The sequence below is a fragment of the Sphingomonas sp. Leaf257 genome, from assembly GCF_001422185.1.
Taxonomy (GTDB): Bacteria; Pseudomonadota; Alphaproteobacteria; order Sphingomonadales; family Sphingomonadaceae; genus Sphingomonas; species Sphingomonas yabuuchiae.
This window is the reverse complement of record NZ_LMMH01000001.1, coordinates 33,614-60,313: the sequence shown is the minus strand read 5'-3', so window position 1 is coordinate 60,313 and position 26,700 is coordinate 33,614. Positions and strand designations below refer to the sequence as shown.

The following is a 26,700-nucleotide window of genomic DNA, read 5'->3' as shown; positions in this document are numbered from 1 at the left end:
AAACGTTTCGCCTCAGTAAAGAGACATCAGGTGGAAAAAATCTCTCGTGCCTGATCTTCCAGCATCAGCGCGGTCAGTCGGTCGCTCTGATAGGCACCAGTGTCAATTCCGATGCGATGTGGCAGAATTTCTGCCTCTTCGACGACCGTATGGCCATGCACGACCATCTTCTCCAAAGGCGCGCGGTGATCCAGAAAAGGATCGCGAATCCAGCGCGTTTCGGTCAGCTTCTGTTCGGCGATCGGGATACCGGGGCGGATTCCCGCATGGACGAAGGCATAGTCGCCCAGAACCATGATCTCCTTCAGGTTCGACAGGAACAACTGATGCTCATGCGGCACCACGGCCTTCAACCGTTCGGCGACCTCGTTGTAATCGAGCCGCTCATAATCCTCACTCGAGACGCCGTAGCTGAGCATCGTCTCGCGCCCGCCGATTCGGCAGAAGAGGCGCAGCGCCTTGTCGTCGCCATCGATCGCGCGGAGGAAAATCTCCTCATGATTGCCCATCAGGCAGTGGACGCGGCGATCGCTGGTGCCAAGCTGGCGGATGCGCTCCACGACTCCGGCCGAATCGGGGCCGCGATCGACCAGGTCGCCCAGGAAGATGATGTGACGTTCGGCGGGTGGACGCCCGGCGTGATCCGCCTCGATCCGGGTCAGGATGGCGTCGAGCAGGTCCAGTCGTCCATGGATATCGCCGATGGCATAGACCCGAAGACCGGGCACCATGGCGGGTACGAAATCAGGAACGCGCTTTCGTAGATTCAACAGCTTGGCAAGCATGGATGGTCTGATATCCGCTATAGGCGGTTGTGCTTAGTCCCGACCATGCGCTCGCGCAATGCGACGTGGGCCTCAGCTCTGGTCGGGCCATAGCCCGCGCGTGTCCAGAACGGTCTTGCCCCGACGCTCGTCGAGCGGGACGGATCGGAAAATGTCGTGGTCGACTAGAACGATCATCGCCTCGCAAGTTTCCAGCGCGGTGTCGATATCGATCAGCCGTGCGCCCGTCCCGTCAAAGGCGCGGGGCAGGGTCGTGGCATAGGGCTCGACGATATGGACGCGCTCACCGAACCGAGCGGCGAGGGCGGCCGCGACCCTCAGCGCGGGACTTTCGCGGAAGTCGTCGATATTGGCCTTGAAGGCGAGGCCCAGACAGGCGACCGGCCCGTCCTGCGCCTCGATCATAGCGGCGGCGCGGGCGATGATATGGTCGGTCTTGCCGTCGTTCACTTCACGCGCGGTGCGGATCAGCGGCGTGTTGGCTGGGTCGGCCGCGACCAGGAACCAGGGATCGACCGCGATACAATGTCCGCCGACTCCGGGGCCGGGCGACAGGATGTTGACGCGCGGATGGCGATTGGCCAGCCGGATCACTTCCCACACATCGACCCCCAACGTGTCCGCCACCAAGCTGAGTTCATTGGCGAAGGCGATGTTGACGTCGCGAAAGGCGTTCTCGGTCAGCTTGGTCATTTCGGCCGCGCGCGCGGTGGTGGTGACGCACGCGCCACGCACGAAGCGCCGGTAAAAGGCCAGCGCCTTGCGCGCGCAGCGCGGCGTGATGCCGCCGATGACGCGGTCGTTGTCGATCAGCTCGACCAGGATACGCCCCGGCAAAACGCGTTCCGGGCAATAGGCGATGGCGAGATCGGCCTGCTCGCCGGGGCGGGTGGCGCCCGGCAGCTTCAGGTCCGGGCGTTCGCGCGCGATCAGGTCGCGGACCTGCTCGGTCGTGCCGACGGGCGACGTCGACTCCAGGATCACCGTGTCGCCGGTCTTCAGCACCGGTGCGATCGCCCGCGCGGCATCGAGGACGAAGGTGATGTCGGGCTGGCGATCCTCGGTGAAGGGAGTCGGCACCGCGATGACGAAGACATCGGCCGGGGTGACGGTCAGCGAGGCTTTCAGGCTGCCGCGCGCGACCACGCCCGATACCAGGCCGTCCAGATCGACCTCCTCGATATGGACTCGGCCCGAATTGATCGTCTCGACGACCGAGGGGGTGACGTCGACCCCGGTCACCATCGCGCCGGTCCGCGCGATGATCGCGGCGGTTGGCAGGCCGATATAGCCCAGCCCCATCACCGTGACCGAGAGTTCAGAGTCTAAGGGCATGGGTCATGATCCTGTTGATCTGCTCGGCGGTATTCCCTGCGCCGAACGGGTTGTGCGCGCGCGCCATGGCGGCATAACGGTCTGTATCGTCGAGCAACGCGAAGACTTCCGCGGCGATCCGGTCCTCGTCGGTGCCGATCAGCCGGGCCGTGCCCGCCGCTACGCCTTCGGGACGTTCGGTCGTCTCGCGCATGACGAGCACCGGCTTGCCGAGCGCAGGGGCTTCCTCCTGCACGCCGCCCGAGTCGGTCAGCACGATATGCGCGGCGTCCAGCGCACGGACGAATTGCGGATAATCGAGCGGCGCAATGCGCGCGATGGCGGGATGGTCGCCCAATATCTCGTCCATCACCGCCACGACATTGGGGTTGGGATGCATCGGGAAGAGGATGCCGACATCCTCCCGCTCGGCGATCCGGCGCAGTGCACGGGCGATCGCGGCCATGCCGTCACCGAAATTCTCGCGCCGATGGGTCGTGACCAGCAGGATCCGCTTGCCCGCGAGCCGCGTCAGTACGGGATCGAGGCCCGACGCCAGCATCGGATCGGCGGCGATCCGTGCCCTGGTCCAGTGGAGGGCATCGATCACGCTGTTGCCCGTCACATGGACCCGGGCCGGATCGATCCCCTCGGCGCGCAGGGCGGCGGCGGCGGTTTCGGTCGGCGCGAAGTGCAGTTCGGCGATCGGAGCGATCATCCGCCGGTTCACCTCTTCGGGCCAGGGCTGATAGATATCCCCCGAGCGCAGCCCCGCCTCGACATGGGCGACCGGGATCTTGCGGTAATAGGCGGCCAGCGCACCGGCCATGGCGGTCGCGGTATCGCCCTGCACGACGACCATGGCGGGACGCTCGCTATCCATCACCTCGCCCAGCCCGGTCAGCAGCCGCGCGGTCAGCCGGTCGAGCGACTGGCCCGGTTCCATCAGGTCCAGATCGTGATCCGGGACGAGCCCGGCGATATCCAGCACCTGGTCCAGCATCCCGCGATGCTGCGCGGTCACGCAGACCCGGACCGGCACCGCGCCCGAATCACGCAAGGCCCTGACAACAGGGAACAGTTTGATCGCTTCCGGCCTTGTGCCGAAGATGATGAGGATCGGGGGGCGCGTCATCGTGCGATTCGTAACCTGTCGCTTTTAAGGACATCCTAACCGCATCCCGCTGGCGCGAGGCTATGTTGCGCTGCACGATGCGGCTAGAAGCAGATTGATTCAGGGAGTGTTTCATGACGATCAAGAAGGTTCGCAAGGCTGTTTTTCCGGTGGCCGGTCTGGGGACGCGCTTTCTGCCCGCGACCAAGTCGATGCCGAAGGAAATGCTGACCGTCGTCGACAAGCCGTTGATCCAGTATGCCGTCGAGGAAGCGCTGGAAGCGGGGATCGAGCAGATCATCTTCGTCACCGGCCGCGGCAAGGGTGCTCTGGAGGATCATTTCGATATCTCCTACGAACTCGAAGCCACGATGAAGGCGCGCGGCAAAAGCCTCGCCGTGATCGAGGGCATCCGCCAGAAGCCGGGCAGCCCCGTCTATGTCCGCCAGCAGGAACCGCTGGGCCTGGGCCATGCGGTGTGGTGCGCGCGTGAGATCGTCGGCGACGAGCCCTTCGCGGTGCTGCTGCCCGACGAACTGATGGTCGGCGGCTTCATGAAGCAGATGGTCGAGGCCTATGACCAGGTCGGCGGCAACGTCATCGGCGCACTGGAAGTGCCCGACAGCGAAACGGACAAGTACGGCATCATCTCGCCGGGCAAGCAGGACGGTCGTCTGACCGAAGTGACCGCGCTGGTCGAGAAGCCCAAGGGCAAGGCGCCGTCGAACCTGATGATCCCCGGCCGCTACATCCTGCAGCCCGAGGTCATGGAGATCCTCGACGCGCAGGAGCCGGGCGCGGGCGGCGAAATCCAGCTGACCGACGCGATGGCCAAGCTGATCGGCAACCAGCCCTTCCATGGCTTCACCTTCGACGGGCAGCGTTACGACTGCGGCGACAAGGCGGGCTGGCTGACGGCCAACCTGGCGCTGGGGCTGGCGCGCGAGGACATCGGTCCGGCGGTGCGCGAGTTCGCGACGAAGCTGCTCGGCTGATTTCAGTTTTTCGAGTTGACGAAGGGGGCGGGGCCGAAAGGCCACCGCCCCTTTTTCATTCCTCCCCTGCAAGCGGAGGGGGACCAGCGAAGCTGGTGGAGGGGTGTAGCCGGTTGCGAGTGAGACCCGCTCTTGCCGAGCGGGACACCCCTCCGTCAGGCCTTCGGCCTGCCACCTCCCCTGCAAGGGGAGGAATGAGCATTAACGCTCCCGCCCGTCACCCCGCCGCGCGAGCCAGCCGAAGGTCAGCAGGATCACCGTCGGGCATAGCATCGTGTTCCAGATGTCGAACCAGCTGGCGGGCAGATTGCCTTCATCCGTGGCGTAGAAGGGCTGAAGCAGGTCATAGGCTTCGTTGACCGTCTCGATCACCAACACGGTCAGCCAGCAGCGCCAGTCCCAGGGCTTGCGCCGTAGGACCAAGGCCGAAAGAGTGAGGATCGCCATCCCTGCATAGGCGTGGAGCGTACTGTCGGGCAGGCCGGTGACCTGCCCGATCCAGCCTTTGTCACCCGTCCAGTCGAGCCAGCCCGACGGCGGCGTCGGCCGCGCGCTCATGCCGCCACCGCGACCATGTGAGCGCAACGACAGCCGGGGTCCTTGGGCAAGGCGAGCGTCCGGAAGCGCATGGTCAGCATGTCGGCGATCAGGATGCTTCCCGCACTGTCCCGCCCGAACGGTGCGGCGGCGCGTAGAGCCTCCAGCGCCGCAAGGCTGCCCATCACCCCCGTCACCGGCCCCAGCACGCCGTCATCGGCGCAGGTCAGCCCGGCCTGGTCGGCCGCCTCGCCGACGAAGCAGCGATAACAGGGCTTGTCCGCTTCCCAGCCGCGATAGACCGCCAGCTGCCCCTCGAACTGCCCGACCGCCGCCGAGACGAGCGGGATGCGCAGGGCCAGCGCGGCATCGGCCACCGCCAGCCGGGTCGCGAAATTGTCGCAGCCGTCCAGCACCACGTCAGCCCCCTCGATCAGGGCGGCGGCATTGTCCGGCGTCACCCGCGTGCGGTGCACGGCCACGGCGACATGCGGGTTCAGCCGCGCGACATGGGCGGCGGCGGCTTCGACCTTGGGCGTGCCGCGATCCTGGGTGGTGAAGATGGTCTGGCGTTGCAGGTTGGACGGCTCGACCACATCGTCGTCGATCAGCACCAGCGATCCGATGCCCGCTGCGGCCAGATACTGGATGGCGGGGGAGCCGATGCCGCCCGCGCCGATCACCGCGACCTTGGCCTCTTTCAATTTCAGCTGCCCGCCGCCGCCGAACTCGCGGAGGACTATGTGGCGGGCATAACGGGCGAGTTCGTCGTCGCTCAGGATCATCCCGGCCCCGTACCCGGCCAAGTATAGGTGATGACCGTCCGATACCAGCGATCGCCCGGGATCATGGTGCGGTGCGCCAGGTGGCGCACCATTCGCTGTGCCGCGCCCGCGCTGAACTGTTCGACCGTGGGACAGCCGATAGCGAGCGGCACCACGCTGTCGGCGTTGCCGTCAGCGCTGATCCGGATGGCAAGCGGCACGACCAGCACCATCTGCGCGTCGTCCTGCCGGGCGCGGGTGCAACGCCCTGCCGCCACTTCGTCACGGACGAAACGGACCATATCCGGTCCGGCAGGCGGCAGGGTGAGCACGCCGAGCGTCGACCAGTCATGCGGCGGCTCGGCCGGGCCGGGGGCGGCCAGCCGGGGTATGGGCGTCACCGGCGACGCGGGCGCGATCGCCTGAGTCGTCGCGGCGGCGAGGATCAGCGCCACGATCACCGCCCGGTCGATCCGAAGCCGCCATCTCCCCGCTCGGTCGAGTCGAGTTCGTCGACCCGGGCCAGGGTTGCGCGCTGGACGGGGGCGGGGACGAGCTGGGCGATGCGCTCGCCGCGCACCACCTCGAACGGCTGGTCGCCCAGATTGGCGAGGATCACCTTCACCTCGCCGCGATAATCCTCGTCGATCGTGCCGGGCGTGTTGAGGCAGGTGATGCCGTGCTTCAGCGCCAGACCGGAGCGCGGGCGCACCTGCACCTCGTAGCCCGGCGGGATCGCGATGGCGAAGCCGGTGGCGATAGCGGCGCGTTTGCCGGGCTCCAGCGTCAGCGTCTCGGCGGCGACCACGTCCATGCCCGCCGCGCCGGGGGTGGCATAGGCGGGCAGGGGAAGACCCTCGCCATGGGGCAAATATTTGATGGCAATGGAGATTGGTGCGGTCGTCATGACCGTGCTTGTAGCGCATCCGCGATACGTTGCGCGAGCCCCCTGGCCACCGCGTCCTTGCCCATCCGTTCCCAACTCTCGACGCCATCGGCGGTGACGAGGTGGACGCGGTTCGCGTCGCCGCCGAACACGTCGCCCGATACGTCGTTGGCGACGATCCAGTCGGCGCGCTTGCGCAGGCGCTTGGCGACGGCATGGTCGATGACATGCTCGGTCTCGGCCGCGAAGCCGACCACCAGCGTTGGGCGGTCGGGCGCGGCGGCGACGGTGGCGAGGATATCGGGATTCTCGACCAGCGTCAGTGCAGGGGCGGCGGCGCCGTCCTTCTTCACCTTTTGCCCTGCCGCCTCGACCCGCCAGTCGGCGACGGCGGCGACCATGACGGCGGCATCGGCGGGGAGCGCCTGGGCGACGGCCTGCGCCATGTCGCGTGCGGTTTCGACATTGACCCGGTCGACGCCCGGCGGGGTGGGCAACGTCACCGGCCCGGCGACCAGCGTCACCCGCGCGCCCAAGGCTGCCAGCGCGCCCGCCACCGCAAAACCCTGTCGCCCCGAGGAGCGATTGGCGATGTAGCGGACCGGATCGATCGGTTCGTGAGTCGGGCCCGCCGTCACCAGCACATGCCGCCCCGCCAGCGGGCGATGGGCGGGCGTCAGCTTCGCCTCGATCGCGGCGAGGATCGCAGGCGGCTCGGGCAGGCGGCCGGGGCCGAACTCGCCACATGCCATCGCGCCTTCATCGGGTGCCATCACCTCGACCCCATCGGCACGCAGCTGCGCCACATTGCGCTGGGTCGCGGGGTGCAGCCACATGCGGACATTCATGGCGGGGGCGACCAGCACCGGCGTATCGGTGGCGAGCAGCAGCGTCGTCGCCAGATCATCGGCATGGCCGTTCGCCATGCGCGCCATCAGGTCGGCGGTGCCCGGCGCCACGACGGCCAGATCGGCCTCGCGGCTGAGCTGGATATGGCCCATCTCCGCCTCGTCCTTCAGGTCCCAAAGCGTGGTGAATACCTGGTTCTCCGACAGCGCGGCCAGGGTCATCGGCGTGACGAAATGGCTGCCCCCCTCGGTCAGGACGCAGCGCACGCTGTGCCCGGCCTTGCGCAGCAGGCGGATCAGCTCGCAACTTTTGTAGGCGGCGATCCCGCCCCCGACGATCAACAGGATATGGCTCATCGCACGACTCGCGTCACGGTAATGCGTCGCCGGTCGCGCGCGGCGGCGATCAGCTCGCGGACCGCATCGGGGGCGAAGACGACGCCGAGGAAGATAAGCGGCGCGATCACTAGCGCAAAGGCGGGCGCACCGGTCAGAAGGCCGAACAGCGTGTAGGCGGCAAGCGTGATCCCCGCCCGCCGGGCCACCGGCTGCCGCCAATGCGCCCAGCCCAGCGCGGCGAGCACCGTCAGCGGCAGCGCGATCGCCATGGGCAGCACCCCGACTCCGCTCGCCGAGGCGATTGCCGCCAGCCATGCACCTGGCGACTGGAACGCGATGGGCGAGGCGATGGCGGGGTCGATCGGGCCGACCATCGCATTCAGCCTATGGGCATGGGCGGCATAGAGGATCATCGCAACGGCGGTCGCTCCGATCCACCCCGTCGCCTCACGCTCGGCCCCTGCGCGCCAGGCGAGAAAACCCATCAGCAACGCGTGAAGCAAGGCGACGGGGCTGAGGATCATCGCCGCTAGCCCCAGCGCGACAGCGGTCGGCATGGCGTCGGGCCGCCGCTGGACCAGCGACAGCGCGATGAGCAGCGCGGCCCAGACCTCGGGCACCGACACCATTGTCCGGTCGAGCGCGGGATAAAGCCCGGCGACGAGCAGGATGATCGCCAATGCGCGGGGGCCGCGCTCCTCGAACAGCGGCCAGCAGCGCCGTGCCCAGCCCGCGACGACGGCCAGGCCCAGCAGGATGAGCAGCAACTGACCGACCAACGGCGGCATCAGCGCCAGCGTCACGGGTAGCGCGGGTAGCGGCACCGCCAGCAGCACGGGGCGCAATGGCCGCCCATTCTCGCGCAGGGCGTCGATCGCGGCCGCGTAGAAATCCTGCCCGTGCCGCACATGGTCGAGGATCGCCGCCGACACTGGCGTCAGGCGGTCGGCCACCGGATCGGCATCGCCGCCGGTCCAAAGCAGCCCCGCGATCAGCACGAACAGCAGCGCTAGCATCCCGATCGCGACCGGTGACGTCATACCCGACAACCGCCCCGGCTGGCTCAGCCAGAGCGGCCGCGAGATGCGACGCAGGGGGACGGGGGGCGCGCTGCCCGGCATGCCTATCCCAGCATCCTATCGAAGCACGGCGATGGTGGCCGCGACCCCGGCAGCGGCCGACAGCATCGAGATCAGCGCATAACGCCAGCCGCCGCCGATCCGCACGACCTCGATCTGCTTGAGCGGCGGCGCGGGCGGCTCGCCACCCGGCGCGGGGTAACGCGCTTCGATCCGGCGGACCAGTTCGGGCAGGCGGGCGAGCGTCTGCACATCCTCGATCAGCCGGTCGGCGATCTTGGCCTCTGGCCCCAGCTCGGTGCGAATCCATTCGCGCACGAAGGGCGCGGCCGAGTCCCACAGGTTGATGTCGGGATCGAGGCTGGTCGCCACGCCCTCGACCATCACCATGGTCTTTTGCAGCAGCAGCAAATGCGGCTGCGTCACCATGTCGAAATCGCGGGTGATCGAGAACAGGCCGTCCAGCATCATGCCGATCGACATGTCCTTGACCGGCAGGCCCCGCATCGGCTCGCCGACCGCACGCAGGGCGGTGGCGAACTCGGCGACATTATGGTGGGCGGGGACATAGCCCGCCTCGAAATGGATTTCCGCGACGCGCTTATAATTGCCGGTGATCAGGCCATAGAGGATCTCGGCCAGCCACACCCGCGCGCGCCGGTCGATCCGGCCCATGATGCCGAAGTCGATCGCGGCGATCTTGTTGCCGGGCAGGGCGAAGAGATTGCCCTGGTGCATGTCGGCGTGGAAGAAACCCTCCGCGATCGCCTGGCGCAGGAACGCGCGTACCAGGGTCTGCGCCAGATGCGGCAGGTCGTAGCCCGCCTCGACCAGCGCCTGCCGGTTGGACAGCTTGATCCCGTCGATCCACTCGACCGTCAGCACCTTTGCGGTGGACCGTGCCCAGTCGATCTGCGGCACCATGAAGTCCGGCTCGGCGGTCATCGCCTCGGCCAGTTCGGAGGCCGAGGCCGCCTCGCGCCGGAAGTTCAGCTCGCGCAGCGTCCAGCGGCGGAAATTCTCGACGGTCAGGCGCGGGCGCAGGCGCGCGGCCTCGCCGCTCATCCCCTCGACCTGCGCGGCGGCCCATTGATAGGTGTCGATGGCGCGGGCGAAGTCTTCCTCGACGCCGGGGCGCAGCACCTTGACCGCGACCGTGCGGCCATCGGTCGTCACCGCACGGTGCACCTGCGCGATCGAGGCGGCCCCCACCGGCACCTCCTCGATCGAGGAGAAGAAGTGCGAGGGCGGGCGACCCATGCTCGCCTCCATCGCGGCGCAGATCGTCGCGAAGGGGACGGGGGGCAGCTGGTCCTGAAGCCGCAACAGGTCGTGCGCGGCATCGTCGCCGACCAGATCGGGCCGAGTCGCCAGCGTCTGGCCCAGCTTGATCGCCGCCGGGCCGATCGCCTGGAACGCATCGGCATAGGCAGGCTTGGCGGGTACGCGCGCGCCGAAGCGGGCCACACGCGCCAGCCGCCGCACGGGCGCGGGCGTGTTGGGATCGCGCTCGATGCCCTTCAACGCGCCATGCCGTGCCAGCGTCCGCCCCCATTTGAGCAGACGCCAGAGATGCACCACCGGCTGGGTCACAGGGCGTTTCCGCCCATGCCTGCCGGCATCAAATCTTCCAGCCCGAATGGATCGCGACCAGGCCGCCCATGATCGGTTCGACCTTGGTCTCGACGAAACCGGCTTCGCGGATCATGCCTTCAAAGGTCGGCATGTCGGGGAAACGACGGATCGACTCGATCAGATAGCGATAGCTGTCCGCATCGCCCGCCAGCATCTGGCCCAGCTTGGGCACCAGCTTGTGCGAATAGGCGTCATACACTTCCGAGAAGCCCGGCCAGACGGTGGTCGAGAATTCCAGGCAGAAGAACCGCCCGCCGCGCCGCAGGACGCGGTGCGCTTCCTTCAGCGCGGCCGGGATGTCGGTGACGTTCCGAATGCCGAACGCGATCGTATAGGCGTCGAAGAACTTGTCGGGGAAGGTCAGCTGCTCGGCATTGGCCTCGGTCCAGACCAGCCCGTCCAGCCCGCGCTCGGCCGCGCGCTTCATGCCGACCTCCAGCATCGCCGGATTGATGTCGGCCACCGTGATGCTGGCGCCCGAATCGGCCAGGCGGAACGCGATGTCGCCGGTGCCGCCCGCCATGTCGAGGATCTGGTCGCTGGCGCGCGGCTTCACCCGGCGCACGAAGCGGTCCTTCCACAGGCGGTGCATGCCGCCCGACATGGCGTCGTTCATCAGGTCATATTTGGCGGCGACATTCGTAAACACGCTGCCGACACGGGCGACCTTTTCGTCGCGGGGCACATCTTCATAGCCGAAGGAGACGGTATCGCTCATGGGGATGCCCTAGCCCGGCCTTGCTGGCGGGGCAAACGCTACCTAGCTGTTTGCCTAAGGAAACCCAGACAGAGAAACGATGCCCGAACTTCCCGAGGTCGAAACCACGGTCCGCGGCCTGACCCCGGTGCTGGCGGACGCGCGGCTGACTTTGGTCGAGCCGCGCCGCCCCGACCTGCGCCATCCCTTTCCGGCCGACCTGCGTCAGCAGATGACGGGGGCGACCGTCATATCGCTGGGTCGTCGTGCGAAATACGGCCTGATAGATACCGATCGCGGCGATACCATGGTCTTCCACCTCGGCATGTCGGGGCGCTGGCGGATCGATCCCGGCGAGCCGCAGACGCATGACCATCTGCTCTTGGAGACGGCGGCGGGGCGGCGGCTGGCGCTGAACGATCCCCGGCGATTCGGTTTCGTCGATCTGTGGCCGACCGCCGACCTGGCAAGCTACCCGCCGTTCCTCGCCATGGGGCCGGAGCCGCTGGGACCGGACTTCACCGCCGCCTATCTGGCCGAGGCGCTGGAAGGGCGGGCTGCGCCGATCAAGGCGATGCTGCTCGATCAGCGGATCGTGGCGGGCCTTGGCAATATCTATGTGTGCGAGGCGCTGCACATGGCGAGAATCACGCCGGGCCGGGCGGGAGGGCAGATATCGAAAGCGCGACTCGCGCGGCTGGTCGAGTCGATCCGCGCCGTACTGGAGGCCGCGATCCTGGCGGGCGGTTCGTCGCTTCGCGATTATGTGCGGCCGGACGGCGAACTGGGCTATTTCTCCAAGGAGTGGCGCGTCTATGGTCGCGAGGGCGAGCCGTGCGAATGCGGCACCATGGTCCGGCGGCGAACCGATTCGGGGCGCTCGACTTTCTGGTGTGCGACCTGCCAGCGTGGTTGACGCCAAGGCCGTCAGCCGGTAAGGGCGGCGGCTTCAAAGCTGGTGCGTCGCGCCGCTATCCCTTTTGATCGAGATTTAGAGGTTTTCATGGCGAACACGCCGCAGGCCAAAAAGCGTATCCGTCGCAACGAGCGTCGCGCCGTCATCAACGGCAACCGCGTCAGCCGCATCCGTACCTTCGTGAAGAAGGTCGAAGCCGCCCTGGCCGCCGGTGACAAGGAAACCGCGACGGTCGCTCTGGCCGCGGCGCAGCCGGAAATGGCCCGTGGCGTCGCCAAGGGCGTGCTGCACAAGAACACCGTCTCGCGCAAGTTCTCGCGCCTGACCAAGCGTATCGCCGCACTGGCCTAAGCCTCTCGGTTTCGCGACGAATGAAACCCGCCGGGGGCGGTCCCCCGGCGGGTTTTTTCGTGCGCTCGCCATCCATTCATTAACGCTTCGCGGAACGTGATCCGTGGGAACAATCCCGCGTTTCGCGCAACGCCAGCTTTGCCCGCGATTCGAGAGATTCGACTTTCGGAACGATGGCGCGCGCCTTGGTTAATATCCAACGATTTCAATCACTTGTGAGATAGTTGGACGGGTTTCTGCGGGCTTTTGGCTGTCAATCCGGTTTATTTCAGATTTATGGCCGGACATGGTCTTGATCAGACCCCGTCATCGCTCATAATCGGTTTCCCAGCGGCGGTGCTTCGTGCCCCGCGTCATGGACATCGCGAAGTGACAGACCGGGTCGAATCCGTTTGATTCGCCGATGGGCTACGTGTCGCCAAGTGGAATAGGGGCTCGACCGCCCATCATGGGGGTCGGCAGAAGTGGAGTGCGCGGGTGACGAATTGGCAGGCAACGCGACCGACGACGGACCAGGCCCGTGCCTGGGCGCGCGTCCGCGCGAACCTGCGCGAATCGGCAGGAGCCCGGCTGTTCGACCAGTGGCTGAAGCCGATGGAGCTGATCGAGGGTGACGAGCCCGATACGGTCCGTCTGGCGCTCCCCTCGGCCTTTGCGACCAACTGGGTGCGCAGCCATTATGCCGACCGCCTGCACCTGGAATTCAAGGCCGTGCTGCCCGAGGTCCGCTCGGTCGTCATCGAGACCCGTGCGCCCAGCAAGGTCGCGCGCCTGACCAGCGTCGAGACCTTCGATGCCACGCCCGCTCCGCGTGCCGTGGCTGCGGCTCCGATGCAGCCGGTCGAGGCGGACGAGCAGCCCTCGCTGTTCGGCGGGCCTGCACTGACTCCGGCCCCTGCGCCGCGTCAGACGCGCGCCAAGGCGGCGGCTCCGGCCCCGGTGGTGGCCGCTCCGGCGCCCGCACTGCGCGTTCCCGCCGACCGGCCGCCGCTCGACCCGCGCCTGACCTTCGATCGGTTCGTGGTCGATTCGTCGAACCGGGTCGCCTTCAACGCCGCGCTGTCCCTGGCCGAGCCGGGCCCGCCGCGTTTCAGCCCGTTGTTCCTCCATGGCGGCACGGGGCAGGGCAAGACCCACCTGATGCACGCCATCGCCCATGCCTTTCTCGAATCGCATCCCGAAGCGGTCGTGCTGTGCATGTCGGCCGAGCGGTTCATGTTCGATTTCGTCGCCGCGATGCGCGCGCGCGACACGCACAGCTTCAAGTCGCGGCTGCGCTCCGCCGATCTGCTGCTGATCGACGATCTTCAGTTCATCGCGGGCAAGGATTCGACCCAGGAAGAATTCTTCCACACGGTCAACGAACTGGTCGGCGCGGGCAAGCGGCTGGTCATCTCGGCCGACCGCTCGCCCCAGTCGCTGGACGGCGTGGAGCCGCGCATCATCGGTCGTCTGGGTGCCGGCCTGGTCGCCGACATCAAGGCGCCCGACCTGACGCTGCGCCGCACGATCCTGAATCGCAAGGTCGCCGATCTTCCCGAGATTCAGGTGCCGATTGATGTACTCGATCTGCTCGCGTCACGGATTCGCGGCAATATCCGCGAGCTGGAAGGCGCGCTGAATCGCGTGGTCGCCTATGCGCAGCTGACCGGCGACAAGATCGACATGGAATTCGCCGTCGCCACGCTGGGCGAGGTGCTGCGGGGCGCGCAACGTCGAATCACCATCGACGAAATCCAGAAGCTGGTCAGCCGTCATTTCGAGCTGAAGCCGCTCGACCTCGTTTCGGCCCGCCGGGCGCGCGCGATTGCCCGCCCGCGCCAGATCGCCATGTACCTCGCCAAGCGCCTGACCACCCGCTCGCTGCCAGAAATCGGCCGCAAGTTCGGCGGGCGCGATCACTCGACGGTGATCTATGCGGTGCGCAAGATCGAGGAACTGCGCGATACCGACCGCGATATCGACAATGCGGTCCGCGTGCTGATGAAGGAACTGGAGGGCTGAGGGCCTTCCTGGCGGGGGCGGGGCGTGGGCTTCGACTTCGCTCAGCCTGAACGGGGTTTTGGATAGAACCCCATTCCCTCACGCCGTTCAGCCTGGGCGTAGTCGAAGGCCAAGGGAATCTGCCCGCCCCTAATCCGCCAGCATGCGCAGGAGCGGCGGTGTCCCATGATAGCGGATCACCCGATCCTCCACCTCCGCCAGCACCCGCAATATCCCCGGCCGCACCGCCCGTTGCCAGTGCCAGCAATAAAGCAGGAATTCTCGGTCCAGCCGCTCCGGGCATCCCGGTGCACTGTCGGGGCGCTGCTGCCCATGGTAGCGGGCCACGCGCCGCAGGACGCGTGGGATCGTGATGCGGCGGGGTAGGTCGAGAAGGATGATCCGTTCGGCACGGGCGAGCCGGTCGGTGATTGCGGGGCCGTAATGCGCGCTGGAATAATTGCCGTCGATCACCCAGGCGGGCCGGGTAGCGAGGGCGGCCATGTCGGCGATGAAGTCTTCGCGCGGGCGAGCGACCCAGCCGGGGCCATGGAACAGAGCATCGGCGTGCCAGACGGGCAAATCCAACTGCTCGCCCAGCATCCGGGCCAGCGTCGACTTGCCGCTGCCCGGTGGCCCCATCACCATGATCCGGGTGGGGACCTTGGTGACGGGGCGGGTGGTCATCAGATCTGCAACCCCATGGTCCGCTGCACGTCGAGCAGCAGCGGCGCGGCCAGATCGCGCGCCTTTTCCGCGCCGCGTTCCAGAATACGGCCGACTTCGCCGCGATCGTCCAGCAACCGGGTCAGTCGTTCGCGAATCGGACCCAGCGTGGCGACCGCCAGATCGGCCAGCTCGGGCTTGAACGCGCCGAAGCCCTGGCCCGCGAACTGCGCCAGCACGTCCGCCGGTTCGCGGTCGGCCATCGCGGCATAGATGGTGATCAGGTTGCGCGCCTCGGCGCGGCCGTCCAGCCCCTCCATCGTGTCGGGCAGGACGTCAGCATCGGTCTTGGCCTTGCGGAACTTCTCGGCAATCTGGTCATCGGTGTCGATCAGCTTGACCAGCGACATTTCTGACGGGTTCGACTTGGACATCTTCGACGTACCGTCGCGAAGCGACATGATGCGCGGCGCCGCCTTGCTGATGAACGGCTCGGGCAGGGTGAAGAGCTCCCGGCCATAGTCGTTGTTGAACTTGGTCGCGATGTCGCGGGCCAGCTCCAGATGCTGCTTCTGGTCCTCGCCCACCGGCACATGCGTGGCGTTGTAGAGCAGCACGTCGGCCGCCATCAGCACGGGATAGTCGTACAGCCCGACGCTGGCGCCCTCGCGGTTCTTGCCCGCCTTGTCCTTGAACTGGGTCATACGGTTCAGCCAGCCGACGCGTGCGACATTGTTCAGCAGCCAGCCAAGCTCGCTATGCTGGGGAACGCGCGTCTGGTTGAACAGGATCGAGCGTTCGGGATCGATTCCGGCCGCGATCAGCGTCGCGGTCATCTCGATGGTGTTGGCCGCCATCGCCTCGGGCGCGATCCATTCGGTCAGGCCGTGCAGGTCGGCGATGAAGTACATCGTTTCGCCGCCCTGGGCCTGGATGTCGTCCTGCATCGCCACCCACTGCTTCACGGCGCCCAGATAATTGCCGAGATGTAGGTTGCCCGTGGGCTTGATGCCGGAAACGACGCGCATGATGGTCCTCAACTGTTGCGGCGAACGAGCCGCTTGATATCCCCGAGACGGAAGGCGCCCGTCGCGAAGGTGGCGACCGCATAGACCAGCATCCCCGTCGCGACCAGTATGATGAGCGCGCCCCACCGCTCGACGTTGGTGCCGGTGACATAGGGCTGGAACCGCGCATTGAGCAGCGCCATCGCCCCGCCCATCAGGAGCGCGGCGACCAGCATCCGCCAGCTGCGCCGTCGCAACTGCGCGTCCGCCACGAAATGCCCGCGCCGCGCCAGCGTGCGATAGAGCAGCACGACATTGACCGTGGAGGCGATGGCGGTGGCCAGCGGCGGCCCCATATGGCCCAGCCACCAGATGAAGATCAGGTTGAGCCCCAGATTGACCAGCATCGACCAGGTCGCATAGCGCACCGGCGTCCGGGTATCGGCGCGCGCATAATAGCCGGGCGTCAGCACCTTCACGAGGATATAGCTAGGCAGGCCGATCGAGAAGGCGGCGAGTGCCTGCGCGGTGTAATAGCTGTTGGTGGCGGTGAACTTGCCATGCTCGAACAGCGCGGCGACGATCGGCTGGCCACAGACGATCAGCGCGACCGTGGCGGGCAGGGTGAGCAGCAGCGCCAGCTCCATGCCCCGGTTCTGCGTCTCCATCGCCTCGACCTCCTTGCCCGCACCCAGCAGACGCGAGACGGTGGGCAAGAGGACGGTGCCGAGGCCGATGCCGATCAGCCCCAGCGGCAACTGGTTCAGCCGGTCGGCGGCATAGATATAGGACACCGACCCTTCGGGCAGGAAGCGGGCGGCCAGCGCGGTCGAGATGACGAGGTTGATCTGCACCGCGCCCGCCCCGGCGGCGGCAGGCAGGATCAGCTTCATCAGGCGCTTCACGTCGTCATTGATCACTGGCCGCTTCAGCCGGAGCCGGACGCCCGCGCGGCGGCACGCCCACCAGAGCCAGACGAACTGCAATATCCCCGCGACCGTGACCGCGATCGCCTGATTGCGGGCGGTCGCCATCGGGTCATGCGTGTGGAAGAACAGCAGGGCGACGATCAGCGTCAGGTTGAGCAGGATCGGCGCAGCGGCATTCACCCAGAAGCGGTGCAGCGAATTGAGGATGCCGCCCAGCAGCGACACCAGGCTGATGAACAGCAGATAGGGAAAGGTCAGCCGATTGAGCAGGACGATATAGTCGAACTGCGCAGCCGTGCCCTTGCCGTAACCGAAGGTCTGGACCCAGGTGACGGGCCATGCGGCCAGCTCGACGATCGCGGTCATGACGATCAGCACCGGCAGCAGGACCGAGAGCGCATTTTCGGCAAAAGCCAGGCCGTGCGCCAGGCCCGTGCCCTCCGCCGCCTTATCCCCTTCTGCGACCTTGCGGTTGAACATCGGGATGAAGGCGGCGGAAAAGGCGCCCTCCGCAAAGAGGGCGCGGAACATGTTGGGCAGGCGAAACGCGATCTGGAACGCGTCGGAGGCGAAGTTCGCGCCTACGAAGCGGAAGAACAGCGAGTCGCGAACCAGACCAAGCACGCGGCTGGCCAGAGTCAGCCCGCCGACCGAGCCCAGCGCCTTGGTCAGGTTCATCTGTCAGTCCGGATCAGGCGTGGCCGGTTTCCGGGGTGTTCGGCTGCGCACCCGCCTGGGCATCGGCCTGCTGCAGGTAGAGCTGCGCAAAGTCGATCGGCTCGAGCATCAGGGGCGGGAAGCCGCCGTCGCGCACCGCATCGGCCAGAACGCGGCGGGCGAAGGGGAAGAGCAGGCGCGGCGCTTCGCCCAGCATGAAGGGCTGGATCTGGTCGGCGGGCACGTTGCGGAAACCGAAGAGACCGGCATAGCTGAGGTCGACGATGAAGGCAGTCTTGCCCTCGGACTCGGCGCGAACCTCGATCTTCAGGGTCAGTTCGTGGACTTCCTCGCCGACCTGCGCCGCCGAGATGTTAAACTGCACGTCGATGCCGGGGGCGGTCTGCGCCTGATAGATGGCGGGCGCGTTCGGGTTCTCGAACGACAGATCCTTCACATATTGCGAGATCATACCGGCGGCGGGGCCGGCATCGTCGCCGTTCGGCGCTTCAAAGCCCTGCGGCAAACCCTGTTCGTCCATCGTCGCTACCTTCTTACGTGAGATCAAAGGGGGTAGGGTCTATACTCAATCAGGACGGGGATCGTGATCGCCCGCTGGAAGGCGCTGGCAAGGAGCGCGGCGCGGCAGGTAGCGGCGCTACCTGCAAGCAAGCGACGCCGACCAGCGCCTTCCAGCGGGCGACCGCCAAAGCGGCGGGCCGATTTTGGCCCAGGGCGACGTCGCTCGTCGGTCACGATGCGATTGCATCGCTCCGCTCCTCGCTTCTTGCCCTGAACCAAAATCGGCTCCGTCACGACCCCGTCCTGATTGAGTATAGACCCTCAAGGGACCGAAACGGCATGTTCACGCGTTCGGCCATATAGCCGTTGCGCGTAGCAGCGGGTCGGCACGGTTTCAACCTTGCCCACCTCGTCGGGAGGCCGGGTTTTCATTGTCGGCTCGTACGCCTATATCGGTCACGATAGTGAAAGGCGCCTGTGTTGTTATTCTACGTCGTTCTTCTCGCGATGGTCGCGCTCTTCCTCGCACTGCGGCTGTACAGCGTGCTGGGCAAGCGCACCGGCCATGAACAGCAGCCGCTGGCGCGCAGCGCCGATGACCGGCCGCTGCCCGTCACGCTGCCCCGCGCGACCGAGGCGGCGCAGGCCTCTGCGCCCGTCGCCAACCGCAACATCGATCCGCGTGCCGAACAGGGCCTGCGCGCGGTGATCGCGGGCGAGGCGGGCTTCGACGTGGCGCAGTTCCTGAACGGCGCGCAGGCGGCCTATCGCATGACGCTGGAAGCCTTTTGGAAGGGTGACGAGGACGCGCTGGCCGATCTGGTCGAGCGCGACGTGCTGGCCGCTTTCGCCGAGGCGATCGAGCAGCGGCGCGAGGCGGGCCAGACGCTCGACAACCGCTTGATCCGGGTCGAGAGCGCGAAGATCGTCGATGCGCAGGTCGAGGGGCGCGAGGCGCGCATCACCGTCCGCTTCGACGCCGATATCGCGGCCGTCACGCGTGATGCCGAGGGCCATGTCATCGCCGGTTCGCTAAGCGACGCGGTCGAGACGCATGACGTCTGGACCTTCGCCCGGACGCTGAAAAGCGGCGATCCGAACTGGAAGCTCGTCGATACCGACGAAGCCTGATCCGGTCTGACGGGGGAATGATCGCATTGAGGGGGTATCGCGTCGCGACCATGGTCGCGCTTTCGGTCAGCCTGTCGGCCTGTGCCGGGCGGATCGTCCCGCCGGGCACATCGGCCCCCTATCCGTCACGTGGGGAAGCACAGCCCCAGCCCAAACCGCAACCCCGCCCCCGGCCGGGCGGCTCGTCCGTGCAGCCCAGCGGCCCCAGCGTCTCGCGCGTGGCCGATGGTCCGGTGCGGATCGTGGCCACGACGCCGTTGCCAGCTACTCCGGTCGCGGCGATCCCCGGCGCGGCCTCGGCGGCACAGGCAGGCATTCTGGCCGGACCGCCCGTCGCCGCCCTGCCGATCACCGAACCGCAGGCGGAGGCGGCGCGTGCGGCCTTCCTGCTGTCCTGTCCCGGCCTGATGCGCCGCACCGACGGCAGCGGCCTGACGCAAGGCGCCGACTGGCAATCCGCTTGCCAGGCCGCCGCCAGCGTGCCGCGCGGGGGTGCCCGCGATTTCTTCGCCCGCTATTTCGAGGCGGTGCAGGTCGGCGACGGCCGCTCGCTGGCGACCGGCTATTACGAGCCCGAGATTGCGGGTTCGCGCGACCGGCGCTCGGGCTATGAGGTGCCGATCTACGCCCGGCCGCGCGACCTGATCGATGTCGATCTTGGCGCCTTCACGACCGACCTGAAGGGCAAGAAGATACGCGGCAAGTTGCAGGGCACCAACCTTGTCCCCTATGACGACCGGACCGCGATCGAGCAGGGGTCGCTGGAGGGGCGTGCGCCGATCCTCGCCTGGGGCGCAGACCCGGTCGAGGTGTTCTTCCTTCAGATCCAAGGCTCGGGGCGGCTGCGGTTGCCCGATGGCGGGATCATGCGGATCGGCTATGATACGCAGAATGGCCGCGACTATACCGGCATCGGCGCGCTGATGAAGTCGCGCGGACTGCTGGGGCCGGGGCAGACCTCGATGCAGGGGATCGTCGCCTGGCTGCACGATCACCCCGAGGAAGGTCGCGCGATCATGCGCGAGAATAAGAGCTTCGTCTTCTTCCGCGAGTTGAACGGCGCGCCGCAGGGGGCGATGGGCTATGCGGTGACGGGGCAGGTCAGCGTGGCGGCGGATCCGAAGTTCGTGCCGCTGGGCGCGCCCGTCTTCCTGTCGATGGACCGGCAGGATGCGACCGGCCTGTGGGTGGCGCAGGACACGGGCGGCGCGATCAAGGGATCGAACCGCTTCGACACCTTCTGGGGTGCGGGCGATACGGCGCGGGCGGTCGCGGGCGGCATGTCGGCACGGGGCACGGCCTTCCTGCTGCTGCCGGTCGGGACGCTGGCTCGCGCCGGGATTACGGCTCCTGTCGGGACGGTCGGTGCGATCCCTCAACCCTGACGAAGCGCATCTCTGGGCGCGGGTGATGGAAACGGTGCGTCCCTTACGCGCCGCCATCGTGCCCGCCAGGCCCGCGCCGCCCCCGCCGACCATGGAGGCGGTGTTCCAGGAAACGCCCGGCGCGCCCAAGGTGCGGGTGAAGGGCCGCGTGCCGCCGTTGCGCCAGCCCGCAGCGCCTCCGCCTGCGCCGAAGAAGGGGCCGGGCGAGACGCTGGATGGCGGCTGGGACAAGCGCCTGTCGCGGGGCAGCGTCATGCCCGACAGCTCGCTCGACCTGCATGGCCATACGCTGGCGTCGGCGCATGCGTTGCTCGACCAGGGGCTGGGCCGGGCGATCGCTCGGGGCGACCGGGTGCTGTTGCTGGTGACGGGCAAGCCGCCGCGGCCCGAAAGCGAGCGCCCCCATGCGCGCGGTGCGATTCGCGCGGCGATCAGCGACTGGCTGGGCGCCTCGCGCCATGCCGATTCGATCGCGGCGATCCGGGGTGCCCATCCGCGCCATGGCGGGCAGGGCGCGCTCTATATCGTGTTCAGGCGCCCGCGCGAGCGATGACGCCCGCATAGATGCGAGTCAGCGCGTAAAGGTCGTCGACCGCCACCGCCTCATCGACCTTGTGCATCGTCGCGTTGAGCAGGCCGAACTCGACCGTCGGGCACAGCTTCGACAGGAAGCGTGCGTCCGAGGTGCCGCCGGTGGTCGAGAGCTCGGGCTCGATCCCCGTCTCGGCACGGATGGCGTCGGCGATCATGGCGGAGAAGGCACCCGGCTGGGTCAGGAACGCCTCGCCCGAGATGCGGCCCGTCACCTGGGCGGCGGGGGCATGGGTGCGGGCGATCGCGGTGATCCGCTCGACCAGCGCCGCGCCGTTCTGTTCGTCGTTGAAGCGGATCGACAGCCGCGCCTGCGCCGCGCCCGGAATGACGTTGGTCGCCGGGTTGCCGACATGCAGGTCGGTGATCTCGATATTGGACGGCTGGAACCAGGCATTGCCAGTGTCGAGCGTGATCCCCTCGATCTCGGCCAGCATCGCGACCAGCGGGGTGATCGGATTGTCGGCCAGATGCGGATAGGCGACATGGCCCTGCCGCCCCGGCACGGTGATCCAGATATTGACCGAGCCGCGCCGCCCGATCTTCATCATGTCGCCCAATCGCTGCGCCGAGGTCGGCTCGCCGACCAGGCACAGGTCGGGGCCCACCCCTCGCCCGGCCATCCGATCGATCAGCGCGCGGGTGCCATAGACGGCGGGGCCTTCCTCGTCGCCGGTGATGATCAGCGACAACGGGATGGTCGGTTCGGCCGGGATCGCGGCGACGAAGGCGGCGACCGCACCCTTCATATCGACCGCGCCGCGCCCGAAGACCAGGCCGTCGCGCACCTCGCCGGAAAAGGGCGAACCCTGCCAGCCGTCACCGGCGGGCACGACATCGACATGCCCCGCAAAGGCCAGATGCATGCCCGTTCCGCCGCGCGTGGCCAGCAAATTCTCGACCGGACCGTCGGGCTCCTCGCCGATGGTAAAGCGATCCACGGCGAAGCCCAGCGGCACCAGCGCGGCCTCCAGCACGTCGAACACGGAGCCACGCGCGGGCGTGACGCTGTCGGCCCGGATCAGGGCCTGGGTGAGGGAGAGAGTGTCGGTCATGCCGCGCGGCATAGGCAGCGCGGGCGCGGACGGCAATCACGCGATTGACGACGCTCACGGAGCCGATGCGCCCCGACATCGTTCCAACTTCTGCGTAACAGGAGTGATGTGATGAACGACCCCGATTCCAACGGCAACAAGGCCGGAAAGCGACTGCTGCTCTGGTTGCTGATTGCACTCGGGATCGCCGGGGTGCTGCTCTACACCTTCACGTCGCGCGTCGCCGAACCGGCGGCCGACCAGCGGGCGCCCCTGAACGACGTTCCGCCGGCCGCGCGGTAAGTGGGCAAAGGGGGCGTGGCCTTCGACTTCGCTCAGGCTGAACGGGTTTTAGTACCAACGTCCGTTCAGCCTGAGCGAAGTCGAAGGCTAAGGGAGACCCTCACCCCACCGGCTGTTCGAACCTCTCGATCACCCATTCCTCTTCCTGCGCGCCTGCGATCCAGTCCTGCATGAAGGGGTGGCGCAGCACCGCGTCCATATAGGGCACGGCGAAGCGTGCGACGGGCAGTTGATAGGTGACGATCCGCGTTACCACTGGCGCGAACATGATGTCCGCCGCGCCGAATTCTCCGAACAGGAAATCGCCGCCTCCGCCGAAGCGCGCCCGCGCCTGCGCCCACAACTCCATCATGCGCTTCAGGTCGACGATCACGTCGTCATCGGGCATCCGGGCGGGATAGACCTGACGGATGTTCATGCTGTGCTTGCGGCGCAGCGCGACGAAGCTGGAGTGCATCTCGGCCGCCATCGACCGGGCCATGGCGCGCGCGGCATCGTCGGCGGGCCAGAAGCGGTCGCGTCCGACCTTGTCGGCGAGGAAGTCGATGATCGCCAGGCTGTCCCAGACCACCGCCTCGCCGTCCCACAGGATCGGCACCTTGCCCGACGACGGCGCGAACTCCGCGCCCTCACGCCGCTTGTCCCAGTCGGCGTCGTAAAGCGGCACGACCACCTCCTCGAACGAAAGTCCCGACTGCCGACAGGCGAGCCAGCCGCGCAGGGACCAGGAGGAATAGGCCTTGTTGCCGATGATGAGCTTCATGGACCAAGGGGTAACGGCCCCGCCGGGCGGCCGCAACCGAACAAAAAAAGGCCCGCCCGGGGAACCGGACGGGCCTTTCGCTTCCAACGAACGCCGGATCAGAAGCGGGCGGTGGCCGCCACGCGGAAGAAGCGACCAATCAGACCCGAGAAATAGGGCTGGGTGCCACCCGGCACCGCCGTGGCGGGGAAGGGGGCGGTCGCGTTGAAGACATTGTCGACGATGAAGCGCAGGTTGAACTGGTCGTTCACCTTCACGCCCACCGTGGTGTTGAACACCACCCAGTCGGTCAGGCCGCTGATGTTGCGGGCATTGGGGGCTTCGTCCAGGTTGAACTTCACCTTGCCGGTGTATTGACCCTGGAACAGGATGTTGAAGGTGTTGCCCTCATAGGTCAGGTTCGCGGTGCCCGAGTGGCGCGGATAGCCGATCTCGCCCGCGTCATGGTTGATGTCGCCCACACCCACCTGGGTCTGCAGCTTGTCGCGGTAGAAATAGTTGACCGACAGGCCGACCGTACCTGCATTCTCCAGTCCAACGCGGCTAAGCGGCAGGCGGTACGCAATGGTCGATTGCAGACCGGCCATCTCATAGGATGCTGCGTTGTAATAGCCCTGGCGGATCGTGGTCAGCTGGCCATCGGCACCGCGAGTGAACAGCCCGCAGAACTGGTTGGGATAGTTGCTCGAATCATAGCAGGCATTCAGGATGTCGGTGCCGTCCAGCGAGCGGATGGCATCATTCAGCTTGATGTTGACCCAATCGACCGCGACCGACAGGCCGGGGATAAAGCGCGGCTGTGCGATGGCGCCTACGGTCCAGCTATTGGCCTTTTCGTTGCGCAGATCGGGGTTACCCGCGATCGTCACCGGAATGGTGAAGTTGCTAAAGTTCGAATCGAACGTCGCGGGGTTGATCCCGGCCGCGACGCAATTGGCACGACGCGTCGCGGGGTTGGGGCCATTGCCGACATAGCGTGCGTCGCACGGATCGAGACCCGAATTGAACGCCCGCGACGTCGGGTTGAACACCTCGGTGATGGCGGGCGAGCGGATCGAGCGGGTGAAGTTGCCGCGGAAGGTCAGCCCCTGGAAGAAGCCGACACGGCCGCCCGCCGTCCAGGTCACGTCGCCGCCCGACAGCGAGTTGTCGACATAACGCGCCGCGCCGTCGAACTCGAGCGTCTTGAGCCAACTCAGCTCGTTCTTGCTCGACACGAACGGCACGACGACTTCGCCGAACACCTCGTTGGTGTGGAACTTGCCCCGGATCGGGTCGATCGGGATGGTGCGGCCATATTGCACGCGGCTGCCGTCCGCCTGGGGTTCGCCGAAATAATAGGCGCCGGGATCGAACTGCGTCTTTTCCTCGCGATGCTCGTAACCCAGCGACAGCGACACGTCGTTGCCGAACAGCTGGAAGACGGGGCCGTTGATGTTGGCGTTGAACACCAGCTGCTCATTGGCCGAACGCGGCGTGGCGACCGTGAAGATGTAGTCGCGCGCCGCCTGGCTGGCCTGGCCGATGCCGAAGATGTTGAGCGGGGCGCAAGCGCCGCCACCGATCGACGGGATGGTCGCGTTCACCACGCCCGGACGGCAGGTGATGTTGCCCGAAGCGTCGCGCACCGCGTCGATGGCGTTGGCGAAATTCTGCTGGATCAGCTCGAAGTTGCGGCCATTGGTGATCGACTTGCCATAGACGGCCGAGGCCTCCCACTTGAAGTCGCGACCCAGCAGCGGCACCGTGCCGTCGAAGCCGCCGACGAAGCGGTACGTCTCGACCGTGGCTTCGGCGCGGCCCGTGGTCAGGTCGGCCAGCGCGCGGCCGACATAGAACTGGTTCTGACCAGCGGGCAGATTGGCCGCGATGGTCGCGCGGTCGGTGGCCGACAGATAGGGATTGTCGAGGCTGAGCAGCAGGTTGCCATCGGCTGTCCCGGCATCGTCGAACAGCGCGGTGTTGTAGTTGGGCTGATCGATCAGGTTCGTGCCCTTGCTGCGGACATACCATGCCTCGCCGAAGAAGCGGATGCGGTCGCTGAACTGATAGCTGGCCTGTGCGCTGGCGATATAGCGTTCGGAGGTCGTCAGCAGGTTCGACTGGAGCGGCAGGTTGTAGCCGTTGCCGCCGCTGCTGATATAGCCCTGACGCATCGGCGTGCCGAGGTCGAGCGGCACCAGCGTGCCGTTCGCGCCGAACTGAAGCAGCTGGCCCGCCGCATTGCGGATGCCCGAGCGGCTGGCGAGGAAGTCGTCCGCGCTGAACGGAACGCCGCCGATGGTGAAGGCGCTGTAGCGCTGGTTCGGGTAGAGGACGCGCTGGAACTCGCCCGCGGTGGCGGGGGTGCCGAAGAAGTAACCGGCGGCGGTGATGTCGCGGTCGGCGGCGGTCAGGCCGGTGACGCGGTTATACTCGCCCGAGATGGTGATGTTGCCGCGACCATCGGCGAAGTTCTTGCCCGCCAGCAGGCTGAGGCGTTGATCGGGGGCATCGCCCTTTTGCGACACGCCCGCCTGGCCCTGGAGCTGAAGCCCGTCGAAATCGCGCTTCAGGATGATGTTGACGGTGCCTGCGATCGCGTCCGAACCATAGATCGGCGCGCCGCCGATGGCGACGGTCTCGACCCGCTCGACCAGGCTGGTCGGGATGTTGTTCAGGTCGACCTGCGTACCGGCCGACACAGGGCCGAAGATGCTGGCGGTGTTCGACGACACGAAGCGGCGGCCGTTGACCAGCACCAGCGTGCGCTGCGTGCCGAGGCCGAAAAAGTCGACAAAGGTCTGGGCCGGGCCGAAGGACGACTGTGCGCCGACGCCGCTATTGCCCGGAGGACCGAAGGCCGGAATTTCGCTCAGCACCTGGCCGACATTGGTATAGCCGCGATTGGCGATCTGCGCCGCACCGACGACCTGGGTCGGTTGCAGCGTCTCGAACTCGGGGCGGGCAATGCGCGAGCCGGTGACGACGACGTCCTGGCCGCCCGCCGCGCTCTGATCCGCTGCGGTGTCCTGCGCGGTGCTTTCCGGCGCGGTGGCGTTTTCCGGCGCGGTCGGCGGCAGGGTCTGGGCGGCGACCGGGGCCGCAAGGAGGGTGAGCAGCGCAACGGCGCTGACGTCGCGCAGCGCGCGCGAGCGGATATTCCGGGACATGATACGCTTTCCCCAATTTTATCTATTTGTATTCATGGGGCTATTCCTGAGCATGTCAGGACGTCAACAAAAGCGTCATATGTGCTGACATTTGTGGAGTGATGCGACCTTTATACAACAACATCAGTTGGTTGGCGGTGAATCAGCTGGGTATGGCGAAGTGGCGAGAGACACCTGTGTGTCTTCGCTGCAACCGCGTTTGCGAGATGCCAGAACCCGCACGGATTGCGCCGGTTCCTCAACAGTTTGTCGAAATTTGGAGACGCGTTTTTACGCGAATCGATAAAGGCGGGGACTCGGCGCACGACGCCCGAGTC

At 66.9% G+C, this 26,700-nt stretch carries 26 protein-coding genes; 8 read left to right on the top strand and 18 right to left on the bottom strand.

The genetic code is table 11. The annotated features are described in order from the left end of the window. Nucleotides 1-26 precede the first annotated feature (26 nt). From ASF14_RS00285 to wecB, 3 genes are all read right to left on the bottom strand, one after another. On the bottom strand, nt 27-731 hold the full coding sequence (locus ASF14_RS00285; protein WP_236696868.1) for a metallophosphoesterase family protein: 705 nt from the start codon (nt 729-731) through the stop codon (nt 27-29). Between the two features lie 126 nt (nt 732-857). Beyond that, the gene (gene wecC, locus ASF14_RS00280) at nt 858-2,120 is read right to left on the bottom strand and encodes a UDP-N-acetyl-D-mannosamine dehydrogenase (RefSeq protein WP_056429950.1); all 1,263 of its coding nucleotides are present in this window, start codon (nt 2,118-2,120) and stop codon (nt 858-860) included. Next, entirely contained in the window at nt 2,104-3,234 is a 1,131-nt protein-coding gene (wecB, locus tag ASF14_RS00275) for a non-hydrolyzing UDP-N-acetylglucosamine 2-epimerase (RefSeq protein WP_056429946.1), read from the bottom strand. The genes wecC and wecB overlap by 17 nt, the downstream gene beginning before the upstream one ends. A 113-nt stretch (nt 3,235-3,347) precedes the next feature. Here wecB and galU point away from each other — a divergent pair, with 113 nt between their 5' ends. Next, nucleotides 3,348-4,208, top strand: coding sequence for a UTP--glucose-1-phosphate uridylyltransferase GalU (galU, locus tag ASF14_RS00270; RefSeq protein ID WP_056429943.1), 861 nt, complete (start codon nt 3,348-3,350; stop codon nt 4,206-4,208). A 201-nt stretch (nt 4,209-4,409) separates the two neighbouring features. Here the strand turns inward: galU and ASF14_RS00265 are convergent, their stop codons facing one another. Genes ASF14_RS00265 through ASF14_RS00230 form a run of 8 tightly spaced genes read right to left on the bottom strand, consistent with a single transcriptional unit; the run spans nt 4,410 to nt 11,014 of the window. Continuing rightward, nucleotides 4,410-4,766 (bottom strand): hypothetical protein, encoded by a 357-nt coding sequence (locus tag ASF14_RS00265; protein ID WP_056429941.1) that lies wholly within the window; start codon nt 4,764-4,766, stop codon nt 4,410-4,412. Next, nucleotides 4,763-5,530: a HesA/MoeB/ThiF family protein gene (locus tag ASF14_RS00260; protein WP_056429939.1), complete on the bottom strand. Its 768-nt coding sequence runs from the start codon at nt 5,528-5,530 to the stop codon at nt 4,763-4,765. Before ASF14_RS00260 ends, ASF14_RS00265 begins: the two co-directional genes overlap by 4 nt. Further along, nucleotides 5,527-5,970, bottom strand: coding sequence for a hypothetical protein (locus ASF14_RS00255; RefSeq protein WP_056429936.1), 444 nt, complete (start codon nt 5,968-5,970; stop codon nt 5,527-5,529). Before ASF14_RS00255 ends, ASF14_RS00260 begins: the two co-directional genes overlap by 4 nt. Beyond that, on the bottom strand, nt 5,967-6,416 hold the full coding sequence (dut, locus tag ASF14_RS00250) for a dUTP diphosphatase (RefSeq protein ID WP_056429933.1): 450 nt from the start codon (nt 6,414-6,416) through the stop codon (nt 5,967-5,969). The genes ASF14_RS00255 and dut overlap by 4 nt, the downstream gene beginning before the upstream one ends. Continuing rightward, complete coding sequence (gene coaBC, locus ASF14_RS00245) at nt 6,413-7,600, bottom strand: bifunctional phosphopantothenoylcysteine decarboxylase/phosphopantothenate--cysteine ligase CoaBC (protein ID WP_056429930.1); 1,188 nt, start codon at nt 7,598-7,600, stop codon at nt 6,413-6,415. Before coaBC ends, dut begins: the two co-directional genes overlap by 4 nt. Then, complete coding sequence (locus tag ASF14_RS00240) at nt 7,597-8,703, bottom strand: hypothetical protein (protein ID WP_056429926.1); 1,107 nt, start codon at nt 8,701-8,703, stop codon at nt 7,597-7,599. The genes coaBC and ASF14_RS00240 overlap by 4 nt, the downstream gene beginning before the upstream one ends. A 15-nt stretch (nt 8,704-8,718) precedes the next feature. Further along, nucleotides 8,719-10,254, bottom strand: a complete 1,536-nt coding sequence (ubiB, locus tag ASF14_RS00235) for a 2-polyprenylphenol 6-hydroxylase (RefSeq protein ID WP_056429923.1) — start codon at nt 10,252-10,254, stop codon at nt 8,719-8,721. 28 nt (nt 10,255-10,282) lie between these two features. Next, on the bottom strand, nt 10,283-11,014 hold the full coding sequence (locus ASF14_RS00230; RefSeq protein WP_056429920.1) for a class I SAM-dependent methyltransferase: 732 nt from the start codon (nt 11,012-11,014) through the stop codon (nt 10,283-10,285). A gap of 79 nt (nt 11,015-11,093) precedes the next feature. Between ASF14_RS00230 and mutM the strand changes: the two genes are divergently transcribed. From mutM to dnaA, 3 genes are all read left to right on the top strand, one after another. Further along, complete coding sequence (gene mutM, locus ASF14_RS00225; RefSeq protein WP_056429918.1) at nt 11,094-11,909, top strand: bifunctional DNA-formamidopyrimidine glycosylase/DNA-(apurinic or apyrimidinic site) lyase; 816 nt, start codon at nt 11,094-11,096, stop codon at nt 11,907-11,909. 87 nt (nt 11,910-11,996) lie between these two features. Beyond that, a complete protein-coding gene (gene rpsT / locus ASF14_RS00220) occupies nt 11,997-12,260 on the top strand; it encodes a 30S ribosomal protein S20 (protein ID WP_042490304.1) in 264 nt (87 codons plus the stop codon). 477 nt (nt 12,261-12,737) lie between these two features. After that, nucleotides 12,738-14,264, top strand: coding sequence for a chromosomal replication initiator protein DnaA (dnaA, locus tag ASF14_RS00215; protein ID WP_056429915.1), 1,527 nt, complete (start codon nt 12,738-12,740; stop codon nt 14,262-14,264). 129 nt (nt 14,265-14,393) lie between these two features. Here dnaA and ASF14_RS00210 read toward each other — a convergent pair whose 3' ends face one another. From ASF14_RS00210 to secB, 4 genes are read right to left on the bottom strand one after another with little or no spacing between them, the layout of a single operon-like run. Continuing rightward, nucleotides 14,394-14,930 carry a hypothetical protein gene (locus ASF14_RS00210; protein ID WP_056429912.1) on the bottom strand — a complete coding sequence of 179 codons (537 nt, stop codon included), beginning with the start codon at nt 14,928-14,930 and terminating at the stop codon, nt 14,394-14,396. Further along, complete coding sequence (gene trpS, locus ASF14_RS00205) at nt 14,930-15,937, bottom strand: tryptophan--tRNA ligase (protein ID WP_056429908.1); 1,008 nt, start codon at nt 15,935-15,937, stop codon at nt 14,930-14,932. Before trpS ends, ASF14_RS00210 begins: the two co-directional genes overlap by 1 nt. 8 nt (nt 15,938-15,945) lie before the next feature. Then, on the bottom strand, nt 15,946-17,523 hold the full coding sequence (gene murJ, locus ASF14_RS00200; protein ID WP_056429906.1) for a murein biosynthesis integral membrane protein MurJ: 1,578 nt from the start codon (nt 17,521-17,523) through the stop codon (nt 15,946-15,948). Nucleotides 17,524-17,536: 13 nt separating this feature from the next. Then, the gene (gene secB / locus ASF14_RS00195; protein ID WP_042490310.1) at nt 17,537-18,043 is read right to left on the bottom strand and encodes a protein-export chaperone SecB; all 507 of its coding nucleotides are present in this window, start codon (nt 18,041-18,043) and stop codon (nt 17,537-17,539) included. A 488-nt stretch (nt 18,044-18,531) separates the two neighbouring features. Here secB and ASF14_RS00190 point away from each other — a divergent pair, with 488 nt between their 5' ends. Genes ASF14_RS00190 through ASF14_RS00180 form a run of 3 tightly spaced genes read left to right on the top strand, consistent with a single transcriptional unit; the run spans nt 18,532 to nt 21,093 of the window. Continuing rightward, a complete protein-coding gene (locus ASF14_RS00190) occupies nt 18,532-19,155 on the top strand; it encodes a Tim44/TimA family putative adaptor protein (RefSeq protein WP_056429903.1) in 624 nt (207 codons plus the stop codon). 17 nt (nt 19,156-19,172) lie between these two features. Further along, nucleotides 19,173-20,540 carry a murein transglycosylase A gene (gene mltA, locus ASF14_RS00185; RefSeq protein WP_236696867.1) on the top strand — a complete coding sequence of 456 codons (1,368 nt, stop codon included), beginning with the start codon at nt 19,173-19,175 and terminating at the stop codon, nt 20,538-20,540. Between the two features lie 25 nt (nt 20,541-20,565). Next, nucleotides 20,566-21,093, top strand: a complete 528-nt coding sequence (locus ASF14_RS00180) for a Smr/MutS family protein (RefSeq protein WP_056429900.1) — start codon at nt 20,566-20,568, stop codon at nt 21,091-21,093. Here ASF14_RS00180 and dapE read toward each other — a convergent pair. Beyond that, nucleotides 21,071-22,186: a succinyl-diaminopimelate desuccinylase gene (gene dapE, locus ASF14_RS00175; protein WP_056431217.1), complete on the bottom strand. Its 1,116-nt coding sequence runs from the start codon at nt 22,184-22,186 to the stop codon at nt 21,071-21,073. The two genes, ASF14_RS00180 and dapE, sit on opposite strands and share 23 nt — an antisense overlap. Nucleotides 22,187-22,297: 111 nt before the next feature. On the opposite strand from dapE, the gene ASF14_RS21135 reads away from it, so the two are divergent. Continuing rightward, nucleotides 22,298-22,468 (top strand): hypothetical protein, encoded by a 171-nt coding sequence (locus ASF14_RS21135; RefSeq protein WP_156360954.1) that lies wholly within the window; start codon nt 22,298-22,300, stop codon nt 22,466-22,468. Nucleotides 22,469-22,568: 100 nt separating this feature from the next. On the opposite strand, the gene ASF14_RS00170 is transcribed toward ASF14_RS21135, so the two are convergent. Both ASF14_RS00170 and ASF14_RS00165 read right to left on the bottom strand, forming a co-directional pair. Beyond that, a complete protein-coding gene (locus tag ASF14_RS00170) occupies nt 22,569-23,231 on the bottom strand; it encodes a glutathione S-transferase (RefSeq protein WP_056429898.1) in 663 nt (220 codons plus the stop codon). Between the two features lie 98 nt (nt 23,232-23,329). Further along, on the bottom strand, nt 23,330-26,383 hold the full coding sequence (locus tag ASF14_RS00165; RefSeq protein ID WP_056429895.1) for a TonB-dependent receptor domain-containing protein: 3,054 nt from the start codon (nt 26,381-26,383) through the stop codon (nt 23,330-23,332). Nucleotides 26,384-26,700 lie beyond the last annotated feature (317 nt).

Coding starts and splice junctions, on each gene's coding strand:
- ASF14_RS00285 (WP_236696868.1), bottom strand. CDS start 731: ATGGTGCCCGGTCTTCGGGTCTATGCCATCGGCGATATCCATGGACGA.
- wecC (WP_056429950.1), bottom strand. CDS start 2,120: ATGCCCTTAGACTCTGAACTCTCGGTCACGGTGATGGGGCTGGGCTAT.
- wecB (WP_056429946.1), bottom strand. CDS start 3,234: ATGACGCGCCCCCCGATCCTCATCATCTTCGGCACAAGGCCGGAAGCG.
- galU (WP_056429943.1), top strand. CDS start 3,348: ATGACGATCAAGAAGGTTCGCAAGGCTGTTTTTCCGGTGGCCGGTCTG.
- ASF14_RS00265 (WP_056429941.1), bottom strand. CDS start 4,766: ATGAGCGCGCGGCCGACGCCGCCGTCGGGCTGGCTCGACTGGACGGGT.
- ASF14_RS00260 (WP_056429939.1), bottom strand. CDS start 5,530: ATGATCCTGAGCGACGACGAACTCGCCCGTTATGCCCGCCACATAGTC.
- dut (WP_056429933.1), bottom strand. CDS start 6,416: ATGACGACCGCACCAATCTCCATTGCCATCAAATATTTGCCCCATGGC.
- coaBC (WP_056429930.1), bottom strand. CDS start 7,600: ATGAGCCATATCCTGTTGATCGTCGGGGGCGGGATCGCCGCCTACAAA.
- ASF14_RS00240 (WP_056429926.1), bottom strand. CDS start 8,703: ATGCCGGGCAGCGCGCCCCCCGTCCCCCTGCGTCGCATCTCGCGGCCG.
- ASF14_RS00230 (WP_056429920.1), bottom strand. CDS start 11,014: ATGAGCGATACCGTCTCCTTCGGCTATGAAGATGTGCCCCGCGACGAA.
- mutM (WP_056429918.1), top strand. CDS start 11,094: ATGCCCGAACTTCCCGAGGTCGAAACCACGGTCCGCGGCCTGACCCCG.
- rpsT (WP_042490304.1), top strand. CDS start 11,997: ATGGCGAACACGCCGCAGGCCAAAAAGCGTATCCGTCGCAACGAGCGT.
- ASF14_RS00210 (WP_056429912.1), bottom strand. CDS start 14,930: ATGACCACCCGCCCCGTCACCAAGGTCCCCACCCGGATCATGGTGATG.
- trpS (WP_056429908.1), bottom strand. CDS start 15,937: ATGCGCGTCGTTTCCGGCATCAAGCCCACGGGCAACCTACATCTCGGC.
- murJ (WP_056429906.1), bottom strand. CDS start 17,523: ATGAACCTGACCAAGGCGCTGGGCTCGGTCGGCGGGCTGACTCTGGCC.
- secB (WP_042490310.1), bottom strand. CDS start 18,043: ATGGACGAACAGGGTTTGCCGCAGGGCTTTGAAGCGCCGAACGGCGAC.
- ASF14_RS00190 (WP_056429903.1), top strand. CDS start 18,532: ATGGTCGCGCTCTTCCTCGCACTGCGGCTGTACAGCGTGCTGGGCAAG.
- mltA (WP_236696867.1), top strand. CDS start 19,173: ATGATCGCATTGAGGGGGTATCGCGTCGCGACCATGGTCGCGCTTTCG.
- ASF14_RS00180 (WP_056429900.1), top strand. CDS start 20,566: ATGGAAACGGTGCGTCCCTTACGCGCCGCCATCGTGCCCGCCAGGCCC.
- dapE (WP_056431217.1), bottom strand. CDS start 22,186: ATGACCGACACTCTCTCCCTCACCCAGGCCCTGATCCGGGCCGACAGC.
- ASF14_RS21135 (WP_156360954.1), top strand. CDS start 22,298: ATGAACGACCCCGATTCCAACGGCAACAAGGCCGGAAAGCGACTGCTG.
- ASF14_RS00170 (WP_056429898.1), bottom strand. CDS start 23,231: ATGAAGCTCATCATCGGCAACAAGGCCTATTCCTCCTGGTCCCTGCGC.
- ASF14_RS00165 (WP_056429895.1), bottom strand. CDS start 26,383: ATGTCCCGGAATATCCGCTCGCGCGCGCTGCGCGACGTCAGCGCCGTT.